The organism is Streptomyces sp. NBC_01463, from assembly GCA_036227345.1.
Taxonomy (GTDB): domain Bacteria; phylum Actinomycetota; class Actinomycetes; order Streptomycetales; family Streptomycetaceae; genus Streptomyces.
On sequence record CP109468.1, the window covers coordinates 5,171,849 to 5,191,700 of the forward strand.

General features: G+C 70.7%; 18 protein-coding genes. 11 read left to right on the top strand and 7 right to left on the bottom strand.

The features are described 5' to 3' along the window. Positions 1–9 precede the first annotated feature (9 nt). Complete coding sequence (locus OG521_22970; GenBank protein ID WUW23481.1) at positions 10–495, top strand: GNAT family N-acetyltransferase; 486 nt, start codon at positions 10–12, stop codon at positions 493–495. Between the two features lie 27 nt (positions 496–522). On the opposite strand, the gene OG521_22975 is transcribed toward OG521_22970, so the two are convergent. Continuing rightward, the gene (locus tag OG521_22975) at positions 523–1,431 is read right to left on the bottom strand and encodes an aminoglycoside phosphotransferase family protein (protein WUW23482.1); all 909 of its coding nucleotides are present in this window, start codon (positions 1,429–1,431) and stop codon (positions 523–525) included. Between the two features lie 297 nt (positions 1,432–1,728). Between OG521_22975 and OG521_22980 the strand changes: the two genes are divergently transcribed. Next, positions 1,729–2,844, top strand: coding sequence for an ADP-ribosylglycohydrolase family protein (locus tag OG521_22980; protein ID WUW23483.1), 1,116 nt, complete (start codon positions 1,729–1,731; stop codon positions 2,842–2,844). Between the two features lie 102 nt (positions 2,845–2,946). Here the strand turns inward: OG521_22980 and OG521_22985 are convergent, their stop codons facing one another. Next, positions 2,947–4,518, bottom strand: a complete 1,572-nt coding sequence (locus OG521_22985; GenBank protein WUW23484.1) for a Na+:solute symporter — start codon at positions 4,516–4,518, stop codon at positions 2,947–2,949. A 396-nt stretch (positions 4,519–4,914) separates the two neighbouring features. Further along, on the bottom strand, positions 4,915–5,697 hold the full coding sequence (locus OG521_22990) for an SDR family oxidoreductase (GenBank protein WUW23485.1): 783 nt from the start codon (positions 5,695–5,697) through the stop codon (positions 4,915–4,917). Between the two features lie 79 nt (positions 5,698–5,776). Here OG521_22990 and OG521_22995 point away from each other — a divergent pair, with 79 nt between their 5' ends. Further along, positions 5,777–6,679 carry a hypothetical protein gene (locus OG521_22995; protein ID WUW23486.1) on the top strand — a complete coding sequence of 301 codons (903 nt, stop codon included), beginning with the start codon at positions 5,777–5,779 and terminating at the stop codon, positions 6,677–6,679. Positions 6,680–6,862: 183 nt separating this feature from the next. Here the strand turns inward: OG521_22995 and OG521_23000 are convergent, their stop codons facing one another. From OG521_23000 to OG521_23010, 3 genes are all read right to left on the bottom strand, one after another. Continuing rightward, positions 6,863–7,069, bottom strand: coding sequence for a DUF397 domain-containing protein (locus OG521_23000; protein ID WUW23487.1), 207 nt, complete (start codon positions 7,067–7,069; stop codon positions 6,863–6,865). A 242-nt stretch (positions 7,070–7,311) separates the two neighbouring features. Next, complete coding sequence (locus tag OG521_23005; protein WUW23488.1) at positions 7,312–8,181, bottom strand: helix-turn-helix domain-containing protein; 870 nt, start codon at positions 8,179–8,181, stop codon at positions 7,312–7,314. A gap of 242 nt (positions 8,182–8,423) precedes the next feature. Continuing rightward, positions 8,424–9,146: a GPP34 family phosphoprotein gene (locus OG521_23010; protein WUW23489.1), complete on the bottom strand. Its 723-nt coding sequence runs from the start codon at positions 9,144–9,146 to the stop codon at positions 8,424–8,426. A 194-nt stretch (positions 9,147–9,340) separates the two neighbouring features. Between OG521_23010 and OG521_23015 the strand changes: the two genes are divergently transcribed. From OG521_23015 to OG521_23035, 5 genes are all read left to right on the top strand, one after another. Then, on the top strand, positions 9,341–11,860 hold the full coding sequence (locus OG521_23015; protein WUW26772.1) for a serine hydrolase: 2,520 nt from the start codon (positions 9,341–9,343) through the stop codon (positions 11,858–11,860). Between the two features lie 253 nt (positions 11,861–12,113). Next, the gene (locus tag OG521_23020; GenBank protein ID WUW23490.1) at positions 12,114–14,000 is read left to right on the top strand and encodes an MFS transporter; all 1,887 of its coding nucleotides are present in this window, start codon (positions 12,114–12,116) and stop codon (positions 13,998–14,000) included. Between the two features lie 147 nt (positions 14,001–14,147). Then, on the top strand, positions 14,148–14,996 hold the full coding sequence (locus tag OG521_23025; GenBank protein WUW23491.1) for an adhesin: 849 nt from the start codon (positions 14,148–14,150) through the stop codon (positions 14,994–14,996). A gap of 84 nt (positions 14,997–15,080) precedes the next feature. After that, positions 15,081–15,716 (top strand): ATP-binding protein, encoded by a 636-nt coding sequence (locus OG521_23030; protein WUW23492.1) that lies wholly within the window; start codon positions 15,081–15,083, stop codon positions 15,714–15,716. Positions 15,717–15,797: 81 nt separating this feature from the next. Further along, the gene (locus OG521_23035) at positions 15,798–16,022 is read left to right on the top strand and encodes a hypothetical protein (protein WUW23493.1); all 225 of its coding nucleotides are present in this window, start codon (positions 15,798–15,800) and stop codon (positions 16,020–16,022) included. Here the strand turns inward: OG521_23035 and OG521_23040 are convergent. Further along, positions 16,010–17,560, bottom strand: coding sequence for a glycosyltransferase family 39 protein (locus OG521_23040; GenBank protein WUW23494.1), 1,551 nt, complete (start codon positions 17,558–17,560; stop codon positions 16,010–16,012). The two genes, OG521_23035 and OG521_23040, sit on opposite strands and share 13 nt — an antisense overlap. Before the next feature lie 372 nt (positions 17,561–17,932). On the opposite strand from OG521_23040, the gene OG521_23045 reads away from it, so the two are divergent. The 3 genes from OG521_23045 to OG521_23055 all read left to right on the top strand — a co-directional run bounded on the left by OG521_23045 (position 17,933) and on the right by OG521_23055 (position 19,742). Continuing rightward, positions 17,933–18,745, top strand: a complete 813-nt coding sequence (locus tag OG521_23045) for a CPBP family intramembrane metalloprotease (GenBank protein ID WUW23495.1) — start codon at positions 17,933–17,935, stop codon at positions 18,743–18,745. Between the two features lie 97 nt (positions 18,746–18,842). Further along, positions 18,843–19,244: a hypothetical protein gene (locus OG521_23050; GenBank protein WUW23496.1), complete on the top strand. Its 402-nt coding sequence runs from the start codon at positions 18,843–18,845 to the stop codon at positions 19,242–19,244. Between the two features lie 33 nt (positions 19,245–19,277). Then, the gene (locus OG521_23055; GenBank protein WUW23497.1) at positions 19,278–19,742 is read left to right on the top strand and encodes a GNAT family N-acetyltransferase; all 465 of its coding nucleotides are present in this window, start codon (positions 19,278–19,280) and stop codon (positions 19,740–19,742) included. The last annotated feature ends 110 nt before the right edge of the window (positions 19,743–19,852 follow it).

Here is a 19,852-nt window from a genome sequence, read left to right on the forward strand (position 1 = left end):
GAGACACGAGTGAGCAGTCAGCAGCCGGAGCGATCACAGAGCGCCCCCGCCACGGTGCGGGTCGCGGGCGAAGCGGACCTCGACACGGCCGCGGGGCTGTTCGCCGCCTACCTGGACTTCTACGAGGTGACCCCTCAGGACCCCGGCCGGCCCCGGGCCTTCCTCGCCGAGCGCATCGAGGCGGACGACTCGCTGATCCTGCTCGCCTCGGTCCCCGACGTGGGAACGGTCGGGTTCGCCCAGGTGTACCCGGTGCTGTCCTCGCTCGACCTGGGACCCGGATGGCTGCTCAGCGACCTGTACGTGGACCCCGCCGGCCGCCGCGCCGGAGTGGGGCGGACACTGCTGCGCGAGGTGCTGCGCCGGGCACGTGAGGCGGGGGTGAGCGGCGTGCAGCTGGACACCGCGTACGACAACCACGCCGCGCAACAGCTGTACGAGGCCGAGGGGTTCGTGCGCGACCCGTTCCACATCTATCTGCACGACCTGCGCTGAGCGGGGTGCCGCGGCCCGGCGTCCGGGTCAGGCGAACCGTTCGTGGTCGGCCAGCACGGCGTCGACCACGCGCTGTTCGTCGGCCGTCCACCGCGGATCCGTGCCGTCGTCCCCCGTCAGGTTCAGCAACGACTTCCACAGGGCCCAGCCCCGGGCGCGGGCCCAGGTGCCCCCGTCCTGGCCGACCGCCTGCCGGAACGCCTCCCGGCTCTCGCCGGAGAACATCCCCCACGCGATGACCAGGTCGCAGGCCGGATCGCCGACCCCCGATGTGCCGAAGTCGATGACGGCCGACAGCTCACCGTCCTCGACCAGGAGATTGCCGGAGGCGATGTCGCCGTGGAACCAGACGGGCGCCCCGCGCCACTCGGTGGCCAGGGCGGCGTCCCAGACCGCACGCGCCCGGTCCGTGTCCACCCGGCCCTCCAGCGCGGCCAGGCAGCGCCGGGTCTCCTCGTCGTAATGGGCGGGCGAGGCGCCCCGGTAGAAGCTGTGCGCACCCGCGAGCGGGCCGCCCGTCGCATCGCAGCGCTGGAGGGCGCGGACGAACTCCGCCACGGAGACCGCGAAGCCCGCCAGGTCGTCGACACGGCCCCGGGCAGCCGTCTCGCCCGGCAGCCAGCGGCGGACCGACCACGGGTGCGGATAGCCCTCGCCCGGCGCACCCAGGGCGAGGACCGGAGGCACGGCGACGGGCAGGGACGGAGCCAGGACCGGCAGCCACCGGTGCTCCTTCTCCACCGCGGGGACGTAACCGGCGGCCGTCGGGAGACGTACGGTCATCGCCTCGCCGAGACGGTAGGTCCGGTTGTCCCACCCGTCGACCTCCACCGGTCTCACCGCCAGGCCGCTCCACTGCGGGAACTGGGCGGAGATCAGTCGCTGGACGAGCCCGGCGTCGATGCCGGCCCTGCCGTCGTGGTGGGGGGATGCCATCCCGCGATCATCGCGCCGGGTGATCGCGCGAAGCAACGGGATTTGGCCCGGCCACCCGCCCCGGGGAAGGCCTCCGACACCTCGACGCTCCGTACGGACGCAGCCGGTTCGCGGTCCAGCGGTGCGCACGGCAGGGGCGCCGCACGCGGTGGGAATCCCCGGAGAATGCCGCGCAAAACTGAACCGAACGAGCCACTTCGTACATACCGTTCCGCCCCTTCGGCCCCGTGGTCGTTCGATTACAGTGCTGCGAAGCCGCCCGCTGGACAGGGCGAGAAGGAGACGGGAAGGGGCACGGTGAGCTCAGCGACCACAGCCGTCTGGGGCCGTGCCGAGCAGCAGGACTTCCGCAGCCGGGTACGCGGCGCACTGCTCGGCGGCGCCATCGGCGACGCACTCGGCGCGGGCGTCAGCGGCCTCACGCTGGGGGAGATCCGCGCCGCCCACGGGGCCGACGCCGTCACCGACTTCGTCCCCGCCCACGGAGGGCGCGGCTCCGTCACCGCGGTCACCCAGCTCACCCTGTTCACCGTCGACGGGCTGATCCGCGCCCAGGTCCGCCGCGACACCGGCGCCTGGCACCCGCCCACCGACGTGCACCAGGCCCATCTGCGCTGGGCCGCCACCCAGCGAGACTGGGGCCCCGACGAGCGGCGCAAGGACAACGGCTGGCTCGCCGGGCAGGAGTGGCTCTACAGCCGCCGCGCCCCCACCCGGGAGTGCCTGGGCGGCTTCGGCGACACCGTCATGGGGACCCTCGACCGGCCCAAGAACCCCACCGCGCACGACTCGGCGGCGGTCAGCCGCTCCGCCCCGTTCGGACTGCTCGTCGGCTGGGAGCCCCAGCTCGTGCTGCAACTGGCCGTCGAATGCGCCGCCCAGACCCACGGCCATCCCACCGCCCTGCTCTCCGCGGGCGCCCTCGCCGTGATGGTGCACGGCCTGGCGCGCGGCGAGACGCTGGACGGCTCGGTGCAGCACGCGCTGGGACTGCTCGCCGAACGGGAGGGCCACGAACCCGTCACCGAGGCACTCCAACAGGCCCTCGGCACCGTGCGGCAGGGCATCCCCGGCCCCGCACTCATCGAGTCGCTGGGGGCCACGGACTCCGCCGAGGAGGTCCTCGCCGTCGCCGTGTACTGCGCCCTCGTCGGTGAGGACATCCGGCACGGGCTGCGGCTGGCCGTGAACCACGGCGGGCCCTCCGCGGCCACCGGGGCCCTGTGCGGGGCGCTGCTCGGCGCGCTGCACGGCGAGACCGCGCTGCCGCCGGCCTGGCTCGCCGAACTGGAGGGGCGCGCCACGCTCCTGGAACTCGCCGACGACTTCGCCATGGAGATGACACAGGGACCCGCCCTGCACAGCCCCTCCACCGCCGCTCCCGGCTGGCTGGCCCGCTACCCGCGGGGCTGAGAGCGGCCGGCCCCCGGGAGCAGAGGTGAGGGGCGGGTCCACGCACGGAGGCCGCCGCCACCGTACGCAATCCCGCCCCTCACCCCCGTACACCCGCAGGCGTCAGTCCTTCACGCCCTCCGTGACCGTCACATCCCCCGGACCGGCCTGGGCCGGTACGGCCGCGGCGGCCGCCGGGCCGTCGCCGTCCGTGTTGATCCGCTCGATGATCGCGTCGCGCTCCGGGGTGTCCTCCGGCTTGATGAAGCCGATGACGATGTAGAGCACGAGCGAGATCGCCAGCGGCAGCGCCACCTGGTACTGCAGCGCCACGTCCGTCTTCACGGAGCCGTCGAAGTTGTAGTTCGTGAAGTAGAACGCCAGCAGACCGGCCGCCCAGCTGGTGAGCGCCGCCGTCGGTCCCGACTTACGGAACCTGCGCAGCAGACCCAGCATGAACGGGATCGCGATCGGACCCATCAGACCGGCGACCCACTTGATGACCACCGAGATGATGTCCTTGAACGTCGGCGAGTTGATCTGGGTCGCCAGCGCCATGGACAGGCCCAGGAAGCCGAGCGTGGAGAGCCGCGCGGCCAGCAGACCGGCCCGGGCGTTCCAGTTGCGGGCCGCCTTGGAGAAGACCGGGGCGATGTCGCGGGTGAAGACCGCCGCGATGGCGTTGGCGTCCGAGGAGCACATCGCCATCGTGTGCGAGAAGAACCCGACGACGACCAGGCCCAGCAGACCGTGCGGCAGCAGCTGCTCGGTCATCAGCGCGTAGCTGTCCGAGGCGTCCGGCTTCTGCGCGTCGACGAGCAGCGGGGCGCACCACATCGGGAAGAACAGGACCGTCGGCCAGACCAGCCACAGGATCGCGGAGAGCCGCGCCGAGCGGGTCGCGGAGGCGGCGGAGTCCGTGGCCATGTAGCGCTGGGCCTGGTTCCACATGCCGCCGTTGTACTCGAAGGTCTTGATGAACAGGTACGCCAGCAGGAAGGTCACCGTGTACGGACCGGCCGTCGGGTCCGTGTGGCCCTCGGGCAGCTTGTCCCAGACCGTCCACAGGGTGCTGAAGCCGTCGAGCTTGCTCATCGCGGTGACGAGCATCGCGATACCGGCGAACAGCTGGATGACGAACTGCCCGAGCTCGGTCAGCGCGTCGGCCCACAGGCCGCCGACCGTGCAGTAGATGGCCGTGATGATGCCGGTGATGAAGATGCCCTGCGTCAGGGTGATGCCGGTGAAGACGGACAGCAGGGTGGCGATGGCCGCCCACTTGGCGCCGACGTCCACGATCTTCAGCAGCAGACCGGACCAGGCGAGCGCCTGCTGGGTCTGGATGTTGTAGCGGTTCTTCAGGTATTCGAGCGGCGAGGCGACGTGCAGCCGCGACCGCAGCCGGTTGAGCCGGGGTGCGAAGAGCTTGGCGCCGATCCCGATGCCGATGGCGATCGGGAGCGACCACGTCACGAAGGACGTGACGCCGTACTGGTACGCGATGCCGGCGTAGCCGGTGAACATCACGGCGCTGTAGCCGGACATGTGGTGCGAGATGCCGGAAAGCCACCACGGCATCTTGCCGCCGGCCGTGAAGAAGTCGCTGACGTTGTCGACACGCTTGTGGGACCAGAGTCCGATCGCGATCATCACGCCGAAGTAGCCGATGAGCACGACCCAGTCGAGACTGTTCATGTGCCCCCTCCTGGGGTCCGCCTTGTGAACGGGTACGCACTTCGTCAGTACGGCCGCTCAGCGGGGCCCCCGTGCGGGAGCGGGGACTTCGGGGATTGAACCGCCTGTTCGGTACCCCGGTCAAGGTCTCCATCGGTCAGAGATGTGAACGCGGATCAGTAAGCCGAACGATTTTACTCGTTCTTGACCCACGGGGGCGTTGTAGTGAACGTGACGGCGGCCACACGATGAGCGGGCACTTCGTCAGGCTGTGCAGAGAATCAAGCGAACGCCCAGGAACGCCGAAAGACCGCACGGGATGCGGGTCCCGTGCGGCCGAGAAGGAGGAGAACCGACCTTGCCGAACTCCCTGCGGCACGTGCGTCACGCACGTGAGCCGGCCCGCGTGCCAGTGCGTCAGCGCATCAGCTCGCCGGCGTTGACCAGCAGGGACTGCCCGGTGATCGACCGCGCCCGGTCGGAGGCCAGGAAGACCGCGGCCTCCGCCACATCGCCGTCCGTGGCCAGCTCCGGGAGCGCCATGCGTTCCGAGAGCCTCCCCAGCACCTCGGCCTCGGGCACGCTCTCGGTGTGCGCGGTGAACTGCACGTAGGCCTGCACCGGCGGCCCCCACATCCAGCCCGGGAGCACCGTGTTCACCCGGATCCGGTGGGCCCCGAACTCCCACGCCATGGAGTACATCGCCGAGGTCAGCGCACCCTTGGAGGCCGCGTACGCCGCCTGCCGCACCTGGGACGGTGCCGCCACCGCGGACTGCGTACCGATGAGGACAACCGATCCGCCCCGCTCCTTCAGCGCGGGCAGGCAGGCGCGCGTCATCCGCAGGGTGCCGAGCAGATTGACGTCGATGACCGCCTTCCAGGTGTCCAGATCGGCATCCTCGACCCCGCCGAAGTAGCTGTCCCAGGCGGCGACATGAACCACCGCATCGATCCCCCCGAACCGCTCGACGGCCAGCGCCGCGAGCGCCTCGCACTGCGCCTCGTCGGTGATGTCGGTGGCGAGGTGCGCGGTGCGGCGGCCCTCGGGATCTATCTCGGCGGCCGACTTCGCGAGATTGGCCGCGGTACGCGCCCCGAGGACGGCGTTGCCCCCGTCCCGTACGACCGTGGCCGCGATCTGGTGCCCGAGCCCGGCGCCCACCCCGGACACGATGACGGTCTTCCCCGTGAGCAACATCGGCGCCTCCTGGCTCTGGCAGTTCTTCTGACGGGGCGTCAGAGTAGGTCCCTCCGGCGGAGTACGGAAGGGGAACGGCATGAGCGAGGGAGCGAAGAACGAGGGAGTGCGGGGCGATGAGGCGCCGGGCGGGGGAGTGCGGGAGGGCGGCGGGACGCGGAGCGACACGTACGCCGAACTGGCCGCGCTGGGGCCGTACGGAGTGCATCCCGGCCATGCCCTGATCACCATGGTGGAACCGCACCCGGGCCACGAGTTCGCGTACAACCGATGGTACGAGGATGATCATTACTACGCCGGCGCGATGGCCATGCCCTGGATGTTCGCGGGCCGCCGCTGGGTGGCCACCCGGGAGCTCCAGGGGCTGCGCTACCCGGACAAGTCCGCGATCGCCCAGCCGGTCGGCGCCGGGTGCTATCTGTCCACGTACTGGGTGACGGACGGGCGCTACGACGACCACATGAAGTGGACCGTCGGGATCAACAAGCGGCTCAACCGGGACGGCCGGGTCTACCAGGACCGCACCCATGTCTTCACGGCGTTCCAGGACCACGAGGCGACCGTCTACCGGGACGGGGCCGCGGGGCCCCGGGACTTCCACGCGCTCGATCATCCGTACCACGGGCTGGTGCTGGAGGTGATCGACGCCGAAGGGCCCGAACAGCGGGCGGAGTTGCTGGAGTGGCTGCGCTCCCGGCACCTGCCGAAGCGGCTGAGCGGGTCGCCCGCGGCGATGGTGACCGTGTTCCGTCCCACCCCGCTGCCGGGCGACCGGATGACCTATGTGAAGCAGGTCGAGGGCGTCGATACCCGGCTGACCCTGCTCTGGTTCCTCCAGGAGGACCCGAGGGCGTGCTGGGCGGAGCATTTCGCCGGGCTCGACGCGACGGTTGCGGAATCTGGCCTGGGGCGGGTGGAACTGGTGGCGCCGTTCGTCCCGACCGTGCCGGGCACGGATCGGTATGTCGATCAGCTGCGCTGATCAGCTGTCCTGATCGGCCGCGTCGGTCGGTCGCACTGATTCGGGTGCCGGGCGGTGCGACTGCGGTGGGTCCGCTCCCCGCAGTCGCGCGGGGAGCCCCCTCGGCCAGGACGGCGAACCGGACGAGAGGGCTGCCGGCAGCACCTGAATCGATGCGGCGATACGGCGTGAAGGAAACATCGGTCAGGCGTCGACGGCACCCTTGGCGACATCGCGCACGAACGTGTTCCAGGCGCCGGGGACGAAGGTGAGCGAAGGGCCTTCGGGGGCCTTCGAGTCACGTACGGCAATCGCCTGCACAAGAGGGGACTTGACTTCGACGCAGGCGCCGTTGCCCCCGGAATACGACGACTTCGTCCAGTTTTCCGTAGCACCCTGACGAATGGCCATGTTCACTCCGGTTCAGAGAGTTGTGTGAGCGCCAGCGGCTTTCCGTTGGCGTGATCGACGCTACTCGCCAAGCTCCTTGAGTGAAGGGGCCATTCACTCGACCGAGTGGTATGTACCATGCAGGTCTTCCGGTGTGAGGTGGCGACGGTGTACCGTGCCGTCGCCTCACTCGTAACATCGCTCTATTTCTCGCAAACGCGACTTTAGGGGCTGGCTGGTTTACGCGCCCGCCCTGCTGGAGTTCACCCCGCGTTCAGGCGGGTGTAGTCCTTCGCGATCCCGTCGATGAAATGCCGGGTCTGCTCCACATTCAGTGCCTGTGCCCGCAGATGCTCGTACATGACGCTGTACCGCTGCACGTCATTCGCCTTCTCCAGATAGAGGTCGCTGGTGACGCCCTCGATATAGACCACGCTGGAATCCGCGGCATCCGGGAATTCCAGAATGGCGTACTGCCCGTTGATTCCCGGGTGCGCACCCATGTCGAACGGCAGCACCTGGACCGTCACGTGCGGCAGGTGCGACAGCTCCACGAGACGCTCCAGCTGCTCGATCATCACCTGCTTGCCGCCGACCAGCCGGCGCAGCGCCGACTCGTCGATGACCGCCCACAGCCGCAACGGGTGCTCAGGGGCGGTGATCCGGTCCTGGCGGCGCGAGCGGACGCTGACGCGCTTGTCGATGTCGGCCTGCGGGGCTTCCGGCAGCGCGCCGTTGATCAGCGCCTCGGCGTACTGCCGGGTCTGCAACAGGCCGGGCACCACCTGGGGTTCGTAGACCCGCAGCGACTCGGCATCGGTCTCCAGACCGATGTAGACGCTGTACGGGATGTCGCCGAAGGCATGCCACCAGCCCTGCTGGCGGGAGTCCTTGGCCATCTGCATGAGCGAGTCGACGATGCGGACGTCGTCGACCTCGTACACCCCGCAGAGATCGCGCACGTCGCGCTGGCTGATGGAGCGGCGGCCGTTCTCCAGGCGGCTGATCTTGGACTGCGAGACCAGCAGCCGCTCCGCGACCTCCTCGGCCGTCATGCCCTTGATCTCGCGCAGTCGGCGCAATTCCTGACCCAACCGGCGTCGCCTGACGGTGGGATTGACGTTGGACGGCACGGAAACGGCACCTCCGGCTATGTAGCTGTGCGTATCTACTGCTCAGCAGATTGCCACCCGTGCCCCCGGCCGCGCTGGAAAACGGCCACACGCAGCGGCGCGGGGCAGCCGGTGATACCGGCTGCCCCGCGCTTGGTGCGGCTCCCGAACCGGGTCTTGGGGACGTCGGTGCGGCGGTTTTCGGTTGTTGCGGTGGTGCGGTGTGCGGGTGGTGCGGGTGCTGCGTCGACGCCCGTGCGGCCCTAGTGGACCGCGGTGTGCGCCATGCTGTCGCGACGTGACTGCGACTGCGCTTGCGGTTGCAACGGAACACCGGCCGCCTGGTTGCGGCGCGGCTGTGCGACCGCCCCGTTCTGGACATCCATGACGGCGTGCGCCACGAGACCGCCCATCGGGTCGTGTCTGATCAGGTCCCGGAGCCGGGAGCGCGAGGAGCGCCCCTCGTTCCCGGGGTACAGGTGCTTGCCGAGTCCGACCGCGTGGGCCAGTGCGGCGAGCGCCGCGGTCCGCGGGTCCGGCGGTACGCCGGTGCGGATCGCACTGTCCAGCCTGGCTCTGATGTCCCGGCTGATTGCCGTGTCCGTCGCCTGGTAGCGAGTCGTCGGCAGCACTCCGCACATCTGGCCCGCCACGGCATGCACCATGCCGCACCGCTCCAGATGAGCGAGGTAAATCTGGCGGAGCCCCAGCCGGGGTCCGCCGATCCAGTGGACGGCCCGGACCGGGCTGCCGCGTCTGCGCAGCAGTTCCAGTGCGGAGTCCAGAGTCGGATCTCCTGTCGGCCGTGGCATCACCACGGCGATACGATCCCCATCAGGGGCTATCCGTCCTGCCAGAGCCAGCTCTACTAGCTGTGCTCCGGCGAGGCCGAGGTCGAGCGACTGCGGCTGCGCTGTGGTACCCGTGGTCGGGTCCAGAGCGAGCAGCAGAAGCTCCTCCGGAATTGTTCTGCGGCTCCTGCCCATCCATGCCTCCCCGCGTGGATGAATGACAGGGTGACCCCTCTCACATCTGTCTGTCGAGGGTGCCTGGGTGCTTTGTATGGGAACCAGTAGGTATGTCGTTCCCGTCTAGCAGTTCGGGCAGGGGTTCACACGGGACACTGGTAGACGGTTCGGACAGCGCGGGGATGTCCCCGCGCCGCATGGAGGAGGCATCGGTGGCGGGCGAGTCCCCCGACAAGTCGGAGCAGCAGAAGTCGTCGGGAACGACTCGGAGCGAGGCCGATCCGCGCCTTGCCGTCTTCCGTGAACCGGCCTCTCCGGAGGAGTCCGGAGGCTCGGCGGACACGGCGACGGCGGTTTTCCGTACGCCGCGGGTCGAGGCGGATCCGGAGACGGGTGCGGAGACCGTGGAGCCGGCGGAGGCCGCCGAGTCCTCGGAGCCCTCGGATTCCTCGGAGTCGTCGGTGGCGGCCGCGGTCGATTCCGGGTCCGGTGCGGATGCGGATGCCGGTGCGGATGTCGACGCTGACGGCGACGGCGACGGCGAAGCCGGGCCCGAGGCGGCAGCCGATGCCGATGAGGCCGATGCGGAATCCGTAGCCGAGGCCGAGAGCGCCGAGGGGGGCGCGGAGAGCCCTGAGGGCCCTGCGGACGCCTCTGCGGCCGGTTCGGGCGCTCCGGAGGCGATCGAGGAGCCCGAGGGCGCTGTGGAGCCCGTGGAGGGCGCCGGGGCTGCCGAGGCCGCCGAGTCGGAGAAGGCCGCCGAGCCCGAGGAGGGCGATGCGCGGCTGCGTGCGGCCGTCGCCGCGTGGGTGTCCAAGGGCGGGGACGAGAGCACCGAGGGCGACGCGGAGGAGCCGGCGCCCGGGGCGGAGAGCGAAGCTCCCGATGCCGAAGCTGCTCCCGATGCCGAAACCGAAGCGGATGGCGACGCTGACGAAGACAGCGCAGCTGGTGCCGAAGCCGAAGCCGAAGCCGAAGCCGATGCAGACAGCGACTCCGGCGCCGACGCCGATGAGGCTGACGCCGGCGGGACCACCGCGGAAGACGCCCCCCAGGCGCGCGTCCCCCGGACCCGCGAGGAGTCCGGCGACGAGGTCCGGGAGGAGTCCCGCGAGGAGTCCCGCGAGGAAGCAGAGCCCGCCGGGGACAAGCGCGGAATCGATCAGGCAACGGCCGTCTTCAAGGCGCCCAAGCTGCCCCGGGTCGACCAGCCGACGACCGCGCTGAAGATCACGAAGCCCCCCGCGGCGCCGGAGTCCCCCGCCGAGCGGACCAGCAAGTTCGTACCGCTGCGTGCGGACGACGTACGTCCGGCCCCTGCACCCCGCGCGCCGGAGGCACCCGCACCCGGCGCCGGCTTCGGCAGGCAGCCGCAGCAGCAGTCGCCGCAGCCGCCCGACGCATCGCTCAGCGGTGCCGAGCGGACCCGGCAGCAGCCGATGCCGCCCAGGCCGCCGCTCGACCTGCTGGCCGAGCTGACGAACACCCCGCCGCCGCCGGAGACCCCGGTCCGCACGGCCGTGCGCCGGGTCAAGATCTGGACCCCGCTGGTCCTGCTCCTGCTGATCGCGTTTGCAATCGTGCAGATGGTGCGCCCGCTGCCGGACCCGGTGCTCACGATGACGGCGGAGTCGTCGTACACCTTCAAGGGCGGCGACCTGAAGCTCTCCTGGCCGGCGCAGGGGCAGTCGGCGGTCACCGTGGACGGTGTCGGCTCGCTCGGTTCGGCGGGGGCGCAGAAGCCTGCGCCCATCGCCAGTGTCGCCAAGATCATGACGGCGTACGTGGTCCTCAAGGAGCACCCGCTCACCGGCAAGGAGCAGGGCGACAAGATCACCGTCGACCAGCAGGCGGAGGACGAGTCCAAGCTCGGCGACGAGTCCACCGCGCCGATCTCCAAGGGGCAGGTGTTCACGGAGAAGCAGCTGCTCCAGCTGCTGATGATCCCGTCCGGGAACAACGCGGCACGCCTCTTCGCCCGCTGGGACTCGTCCGAGACCGAGTTCGTCGCGAAGATGAACGCGGCGGCCAAGGACCTCGGCATGACCGGCACCACGTACACGGACCCGAGCGGTCTGAAGAAGACGACGGTCTCCACCGCCACCGACCAGCTGAAGCTGGCCAGGGCCGTGATGCAGAACGAGGTCCTCCGGGAGATCGTCGACACCCCGGAGATCAAGATCGAGGGCATCGACCAGACGATCTACAACAACAACACGATCCTGCTGCAGCCGGGCGTGAGCGGCATCAAGACGGGGTCCTCCACCCCGGCCGGCGGCAACCTCGTCTGGTCCGCCAACACGGTCGTGGACGGCAAGAAGCTCTGGATCTACGGCGCGGTCATGGGGCAGCAGGCGGGCACCGGGCAGCCGTACGACAGCCTGGTGATGTCGCTGAACAACAGCCTCGCGCTGATCAAGGACGCGCAGAAGGCCGTGACGTCCGCCACCGTCGTGAAGAAAGGCGATGTCGTCGGTTACGTCGACGACGGGTTCGGCGGCAAGACGCCGCTCGTCGCGACCGGTGACCTCAAGGCGAAGGGCTGGCAGGGCCTGAAGGTGGAGCTCTCCGTGAAGGACAACGGCACGGAGATCTCGCGCAGCATGAAGGCGGGCACCAAGGTGGGTGTGGTGACCGTGGGGACGGGTCCCGGCAGGGTCAGTGCCCCCGTCGCCCTCCAGGAGGATCTGAAGGATCCCGCCTTCGGCCAGAAGCTGACGCGGATCAGCTGACACCACGGCGGGCTGGATACCGGAACCGGAGCCGTTGCCGGAGCCGGTATCCAGCCACCGCGGTCGTACGACGGGACGGCGGCGCACCGCGGTGCGAGCCACCTCACGGGCCCTTCCGGGGCGGTGGCGAGAGTCTGCGTGCTAGCGTCCCGGGGGCAACGCGTGGACCCTGGAACGCGTCTTCCCGCCTATGAGACCCGAGCAGGAAAGCCGGCGGTTCCAACGCGTCCGGGGAGGGACGGGGAGAGTCGCAGTGACCACTGCCGAGCCGACACGGGCGAAGCGCAGCACGGCTACCACAGGCGCCACGGGGAGCCCGGAAGGTACGGGCGGACCGGGCGCAGCCGGTGCACAGGACGGCACGCGTCCCCTCGCCGACCGTCGCCCGGCGGGTGGTCCGGCCGGCCGTCTCGCCGGCGGTCTCGACGACCTCAAGGAGCGCTGCCTGCGGCACCCGGTGCTGCTGACGACCGCCGTGGCGGCGGCCGTCCACCTCCTCTGGTTCTTCTTCTTCGCCAACAGCGGCGGCGACATCGCGGCCCAGGACGCCTGGGCCGAGTTCGTCGGCCGGCACCCCGGAACCGCGTACAACCTGGCCTGGTACGGGGGCATGCACCCCGTCTCGTACAGCGTCGTCTCGCCGTATCTCATGTCCGTGCTCGGCGTCCGTACGACGATGATGGTCGCCGGGACGGTGTCGGCGGGGCTGACCTCGCTGATCCTGTACCGGGTGAAGGCGGTCCGTAACCCGCTGGCCTGCTCGATGGCGGGCGTTTTCGCGTATCTGTGCAACGCGCTGTCGGGCCGGGTGACGTTCGGGCTCGGCATGATGTTCGCGGTCGGCGCGGTGGCGGCGGTGTTCTGCTGGCCGTACCGCTGGCGGTACAAGCGCTGGGCGAAGGCGGCTGTCGCCGCACCGCTCGCCGCGCTGGCGACGGCGGGCAGTCCGGTGGCGGGGCTCTTCCTCGGGGTGGTCGCGGCCGCGCTGTTCCTGAACAAGCGGCGGCCCGGCGCGTACGCCCTGGGGCTGGCGCCGGTGGCCGTGGTGGCGCTGTCCGCGTGGCTGTTCCCGTTCTCCGGCACCCAGCCGATGTCGATCGCGACGCTGTCGCTGCCGTTCGTCTTCGCCGCGCTCGTCTTCTTCCTGGTACCGGGCGACTGGAAGACGGTGCGCACGGCCGCCGCCGTCTACGGCATCGGGACGCTGCTGACGTATGTGGTGGACTCGCAGATCGGCTCGAACGTCTCGCGCATGGCGATGCTGTTCGCCGGGGTGGCACTGCTGGCCGCGCTGCCGTTCTCCGTGCCGCGCTCCCGGAAGTGGTACGCGCTGATCGTCGCGTTCGCCGGGCTGAACTTCTGGATCGGGTTCAAGGGCGTCGACGACATCGTCCGGACCGCGCCCACCGCGTCGTGGGCGCGCGAGCTGGCGCCGCTGGTCGACCAGCTCCAGAAGGTGGGGGCCGACCGGGGCCGGGTCGAGGTGGTTCCGCCGAGCAGCCACCGGGAGGCCGCGGCGATGCTGCCGTACGTCAACCTGGCCCGCGGCTGGAACCGGCAGGCCGACATGGAGCGCAACCCGCTCTTCTACGACGACACCCTGAACCCGGTCAACTACCGGCAGTGGCTCGACCGCTGGGCGGTGCACTACGTGGTGCTGCCGAAGGGCGATCCGGACTCCAGCGGCGCGGTGCAGGAGGCGGAGCTGGTCGGCAAGGGGCAGCCCTACCTCAAGGCGATCTGGTCCGACAGCAACTGGCGGCTCTTCGCGGTCGACAGCCCGGTGCCGATGGCCGATCCGCCGGCGACGGTCGACGAGGCGGGCGCCGGGGAGCTGACCATCCACGTGAAGGAGGCGGGCCGGGTGCTGATCCGCATCCCGTACTCGCGCTGGCTCGCGGTGGTCGACGAGGACGGCAAGAGCCTGGACCGGCCCGAGGAGACCGAGGCGTCCAAGCAGCGCGCGGACAAGGACTCCCCGAAGTCGTTCGTGAACACCAACGGCTGCCTGATCAAGCTGGACGAGGACGAGCACGGCGACGAGTGGACGGAACTGCTCGCCCCGCGCCCCGGCGTGTACCGGCTGGGCGCGCCCTACCAGCTGTCGCCCGGCACACCCTGCCCGGACGAACTGCGCTGAGCCCCCTGGCCGGTTCCCGTGCTGCGGTACGGGGACCGGCCGGACCAATTCCGTACGATCGCTCCCTGCGGGGACGAGGCACTGGCATGGTGTGCTGCCATGAGGTGCCAACAGTGCGGCGGCGAACGACGCGGTGCGCTCCCCGGTATGAGCTGTCCCGACTGCGCATCCGTGACGCGAGCGGGCAGCGGCGACGGTGCGTGGATCGCCCGGGAGACGCTCGCGGGCCGGATCTCCACGCTGCCGGGAAGCCGTAAGGCCTGGCTGGCGGCGGGGGTCGTGGTGCTGACCGGTTCCCTGGTGACGGCCGTGGCGTTCATCGCGTCGGCGGGCGGCGAGACCCGGACCGGGGCCGTCGGGCGTGCGGGCACGGGCGGCGGGGGCGCCGGTGACCGGGTGGGCGGCGCTCCCACCCGGATCAGCCCCTCGGCCGCGGCCCCGGCCTCCACCGGCCCGGCGTCCTCACCGCCCCCGACCCCGGCCCCCTACCGCTACACGGCGTGGGCGGGCCCCGGCTGCTCGACGGGTGAGTACCGCGAGTACGGGCGCTTCGAGAACGGTGACGCGGGCTGGTACACGGTCGGTTCGGGCGGCTTCCGCGACGGCTCGTGCGACGGCCGCTTCAGTGCCGTACCGATGTCGGGCAGTCCGGACGAGGACCGGGGCAGCACCGCCACCTGGTCCTGGCACCTGGGTTCGGGGTACCGGGAGTGCGCGCTGACGGTCTTCGTCCCGCGCTCGGACCGCGACCGGGACGTGGCGGGGAACCCCACCGTCTACCGGGTGCTCTCCGACCCGGGGGACGCGGACTCGGCGTACACGGGCTTCGCCGTACGCCAGACCGTGCACCGGGGCAGCGCGGTCGATGTGAACAGCTACCCGGTCAAGGGCGACACCTTCGCGGTGCAGCTGATCGACCGGGGCCGGGACTGGGGCAGCACGGAACTGCTGGGCGCACACCACGCGGCGGCGCAGCTCAAGGTCTCCTGCCGCTGAGCCGGCCACCGGCCCTCAGCCATCGCCCATAAGCCATCGGCTGCCGGTGGGGTGGCCGGGCCGGCCGGGGTGGATACTTCCCCGATGGACACCGACACCTCGCGGGCAGCCTGGCGCAACACGACACACGACTGGGCCGCCGCCGTGGACCCCGGTCATCTGGAGGGCATCCGGCGGGACCCCGCCGCGTTCGCCCCCGGGGGCGCCGGGCACCTGGTCCTGGAGGTCGTCGCGTACGCCGCCGACGAGGCGGAGTGCACCGACGGCGGGCACGCCGTCATCACGCTGCACCCCGACGGATCGGTATCGGTCGCGGACGACGGGCGGGGCACGGACACCCGCCGCGACGAGCAGGGCCGGGCGGTGAAGAAGCCCGTCATGGCAACGAAGGACCTGCGGTTCTTCGACCTCCCCGGCGCGCAGACGCTTCCGGACGGCCATCCCCGGCGGGGCATGTCCGTCGTCGCGGCGCTCAGCGACCACCTCGTCCACACCAACCGCCGTCGCAACGGCTCCTGGACCCAGCGCTACGAGCAAGGGGTTCCGGTGACCGGCCTGGACCCGGTCGACGACGACGGCACGACGGGGACGCTGGTCAGCTTCCGCCCGGGGGAGTCCCTGCGTGCGGGCCAGGGCCTGGACCCGGACGAACTGCTGCGGCGGGCTGGGGCGGCCTGGCCGCACCTGACGGTCAGGATCGACGACCTGCGCGAGGGCTGAAGCCCGGCGCCCCGGAACCACCTCCCACCACCGCTTGCGTCCGTACCCCGGACCGGCATGAGAGACAAGGCAGGTCGCACCATGCCGGCACCCTCCGGCTTCAGTTACGAGTCGCGCAACGACGGCACCGTCGTCATCACCCATCGCGAGCGGAAGGCGACGACGCTGCGGGGTGACCGGGCGGCGAAGTTCGTGGCCGAGGTGGAGGCCGGGGACGCCCAGGCGGTGATGGCCCGCTGGACGGGCGCGTACAAGTTCGGCAACGAACGCATGGCCCGCAACCACCCCAGGAATCAGGGGCGTTGACCTGAGCGGCGGCCCCCGGCGTGGTGGCGGCCGGGGGCGGGCTCCTCGCTGCGGCGCTCGTACACGGTGACCTGGCGGCCTCCGGTGACGGTTTCGGAGCAGCGGACGAAGTGGGCTTTCAGGACGCGCTGTTTGGCCCGGTCGCGATCCGTGGTGGCGGGCGGCGCTCCCACGTCACTGACGACCAGGATGCGGCGTGCGGCGAGCATGGCGTGCGCTATCCGGTCCGGGCTGCCCTCGACGCCGTTCATGGTGCCGGATCCCGGCGGTTCCCGGACCAGGGCCAGGTCTCTGATCCCGGTGAACTCGACGGGCGAGACGAGGGCGGTGTCACGGCGGGCCGCCGGTATGTACAGCACCCCGTCCCCGTCCTCCCGGGCGGCGGCGACGCTCGCGGCCGTGGCCAGCACGTCGTCGATCCGGCCGGTGGCGTCGCGCAGCGACAGCTGGACGGGAAGCAGCCCGAGGAAGGCGAGCGTCATGACCCCGGCGACCGTGCGACGGGGCGGTGTGCGCAGCCGGAGCGCGAGCGCGTGGCAGGCCCCGCCGATGAGCAGGGCGAGCCCGAGGTGGCTGAACAGGACGTAGCGGGTGAGGTAGACGGGCCGGAACAGAGAGACGGCGAGCAGCACGAGCGGGGGAACGGCCAGCAGGGGCAGCCCGACTGCGGCGAGCGTGAGCCGGGCGGGGGAGGGCGTGGAGCGGGACGGTGAATGAGGCGGTGGAGGAAGCTGGGCCTGGGCCGTGGGTCGGGCTGCTGCCGACCGTACCGCCCATGCGCAGAGGGTTCCGGCGGCCAGCGTCAGCAGGAGGCCGGTCAGTGTTCCGGCGGTGACGGGGCGGATCCAGGCGACCTGTTGCGACTGCGCGCTGCTCGCGACGACGAGGGGGAGCGCACCGGCCACCGCGCAGGCCGCGGCGGCTGCCCAGCGCAGCACGGTCGCGCGGGGTGGCCGGGCGAGGACGATCGTGACCGCGTGGGCGCACAGCATCAGCAGCGAGAACCAGTTGAGCAGGGCGGCGATCAGTGCCGTCGCGCCGTACGCCGCCCAGCGGCCCGCGCCCGGCCGCTCCACGCCCGCGACCAGCAACAGGCAGGCCAGCGCCGCGCAGGCCGTCACCAGGGCATAGGGCCGACCCTCCTGCGCGTACTGCTGGACGGCGGGAATCAGAGTGAACGCGAGCCCGGCGCCCAGCCCCGCGCACCGCCCCGCCAGCCGGGCACCGAGCAGGGTGATGAGGGCGGCGGCGCCGGCCATGGCCAGGACGGACGGCAGCCGCAGGACGACGAGGCTGTCCCCGGCGACGGCGAAGACCTCGTGCATGAACAGGTAGTAGAGGCCGTGGACGACGTCGATCCGGTCCAGCAGGTGCCAGATCTCGGGGACGGTCCGGTGCGAGGCCTGCCATGTGGCCGCTTCGTCGCGCCACATGCTGTTGTCGCGGGTGATGCCCCACAGGCCGAGCAGGAGGCTGAGGGCCGCCGGACCGACGGCGGATAACCCGGTCCGTCCGCACCATTCAGATGTTCTGGGCATGACAAACTCTCCGGCCGAGGCGAAGGGGACCACCGGAACACCGGCAGTCGCCGGACGGTCCCGATCACCTGAATCACGCTAGGCGGCACGCCTGTTGGGGTCGTCACCTGCGATGGCGAACCGGGGGGTCCGTCGCGGGAACTACGAATGACCGTCCTTCGCCCGGGGGATGTAGTCCTCCCGGCTGCGCCCGCCGGACTCGCTGCCGGCGCACTCCACGCCCATGGCGCCGCCGGCTCCGCTTGTTCCGCCGGTCCGGGGGGTTCGTAACGTTTGTTCTATTCTCTGTGAGATTCTTCTGTGGAGGCTGCGGCGAGGTGCGGCCGCGCCGGGCAGGCGGGGACCCTCGCCGATGGACGAAAGGCGGACCCGTTGCCGGACAGGGCGGACTCGACACAGCAGGGCCTGCCGGGGCGCAGGCTGGCATGGCCGTGGTTCCTGGTGGTGGTGATCGTCTACGCGGGCATCATCCAGGGCCTGGGACAGCTGATCGGCGTGGACACCGACTACTCCGACAGCGAGTTCCCCACCGCCGAGTCCCTGGTGCGCAACGCGCTGATACCGATCGGGGCGTCGATCGTGTTCGGGGCGGCCGTCGTGACCTGGCTCGGCTGGTGGGGCGAGGTCCTGCGCTACCGCGCGCCGGTGCGGCGGTGGGTGCGCTGGGTACCGGTCTCGATGATCGCGGTCGCCCTGATCGCCCTGAACTACGGCCACCTCGCCGATCAGAGCCCCTCCCTCGTGGCCTGCCTGATCCTGCTCGGGCTGTTCGTCGGCGTCGGCGAGGAGCTCATGTTCCGCGGCATCGGCGTCCACGTGTTCCGCCGTGCCGGATTCACCGAGGGCAAGGTCGCGCTCTACTCCTCGATCGTCTTCGGCCTCGTGCACGTCAGCAACGCCTTCGGCCAGGGAGCACAAGCCCTCATCCAGGCGGTCATCGTCTCCACCTCGGGCTACTTCTTCTACCTGTGCCTCCGCGTCGGCGGCGTCATCCTGCTGCCGATGCTCGTCCACGGCCTCTGGGACGTCAGCCTGCTCTCCAGCCTGGTGGGCGACGAACCCCAGACGTACCCGGGACTGGTCCTCATCATCCTGCTCCAGGTCGTCCTCATCGCCGTGCTGGTCGTCAAGCGCCCTCCGATCGAGGCCAGGAACAAGACCGTGGCCCCGGAACTCCCGGGCTGAGCCCGGTACAGGGGCGAGGCGGAGCCCCCGGGTTACTCAAGCGGAGGTGAGTACGTGGACTCAGGTCGGCTGCGGCGTGAGCAGGAACGATTGAGCCATGTCGCAACGACCTCTGAAACTCGTTCCCCAGCTGACGGCGATCCTCGTGCTGGCCGTCATGACGCTGGCGCTGTGGGCTGCCTGGCTGGGCTGGGACCAGCACCGTGACGTGCAACCTGATGGTTCGGAGACCGGCCCGTACGAGGCGTGGCAGGTGATCGGGCTGGTGCTGTCGCTGCTGGCGCCGGTGTACTGGGCGGCGTCCAGGCGCTACATCGCAGGCGCCGTGCTCGGCGTCACGGGCGGCCTGACCGTTGCCGCGTACTACGACTGGTCGGACGACTCCAGCGGTCTGTTCATGGTCGGCGTGGTGCTGGTCATGGTGGGGAGCCTCGTCGTGACCGGCATCGCCTCCGCCGTGATCGCCTCCGTGACATCGAGGGCCGGCTCCGTTCGATAGCGGTGTCAGTGCCTGGTGGCAGACTCGGTCGGCATGAGCGATCAGGTGAGTCTGAGAGACGTTGAACCGGACGATCTGGAGGAGTTCTTCGCGCAGGAGCACGATCCCGAGGCCGTGCAGCGGTCCAGGTTCCCGCCCCGGGAGCGGGAGGCCTTCATGACCCACTGGGCGACGAAGGTTCTCGGGGATCCCACCAACTTCGTGCAGGCCATCACCGTCGACGGAGAACTCGCGGGCAACGCGGTGGCCTGGTGGGACGAGGGGCGGCGCTTCATCGGGTACTGGCTCGGCAGACAGTACTGGGGCCGGGGGATCGGCACACAGGCACTGGCGCTGTTCCTGGAGCGGGAGCAGGCCCGTCCCCTGCACGCCGATCCGTACGTCGGGAACACCGGCTCGGTGCGACTGCTGGAGAAGCTCGGCTTCCGGCGGGCCGAGACGGTCCGGTACGGCGAGAACGAGCACATCATGCTGGTGCTCGACGAGAACCCCGCCTGAGCCCACCACAGTTCGAACGGCCCGGAGTGGACCGAATCCTTGCCGCACGATGCCCGAGCACGAAGCCGCGTGGTGCTGACCTGCCTGGTCAGATCACGCGGCTGCGTACT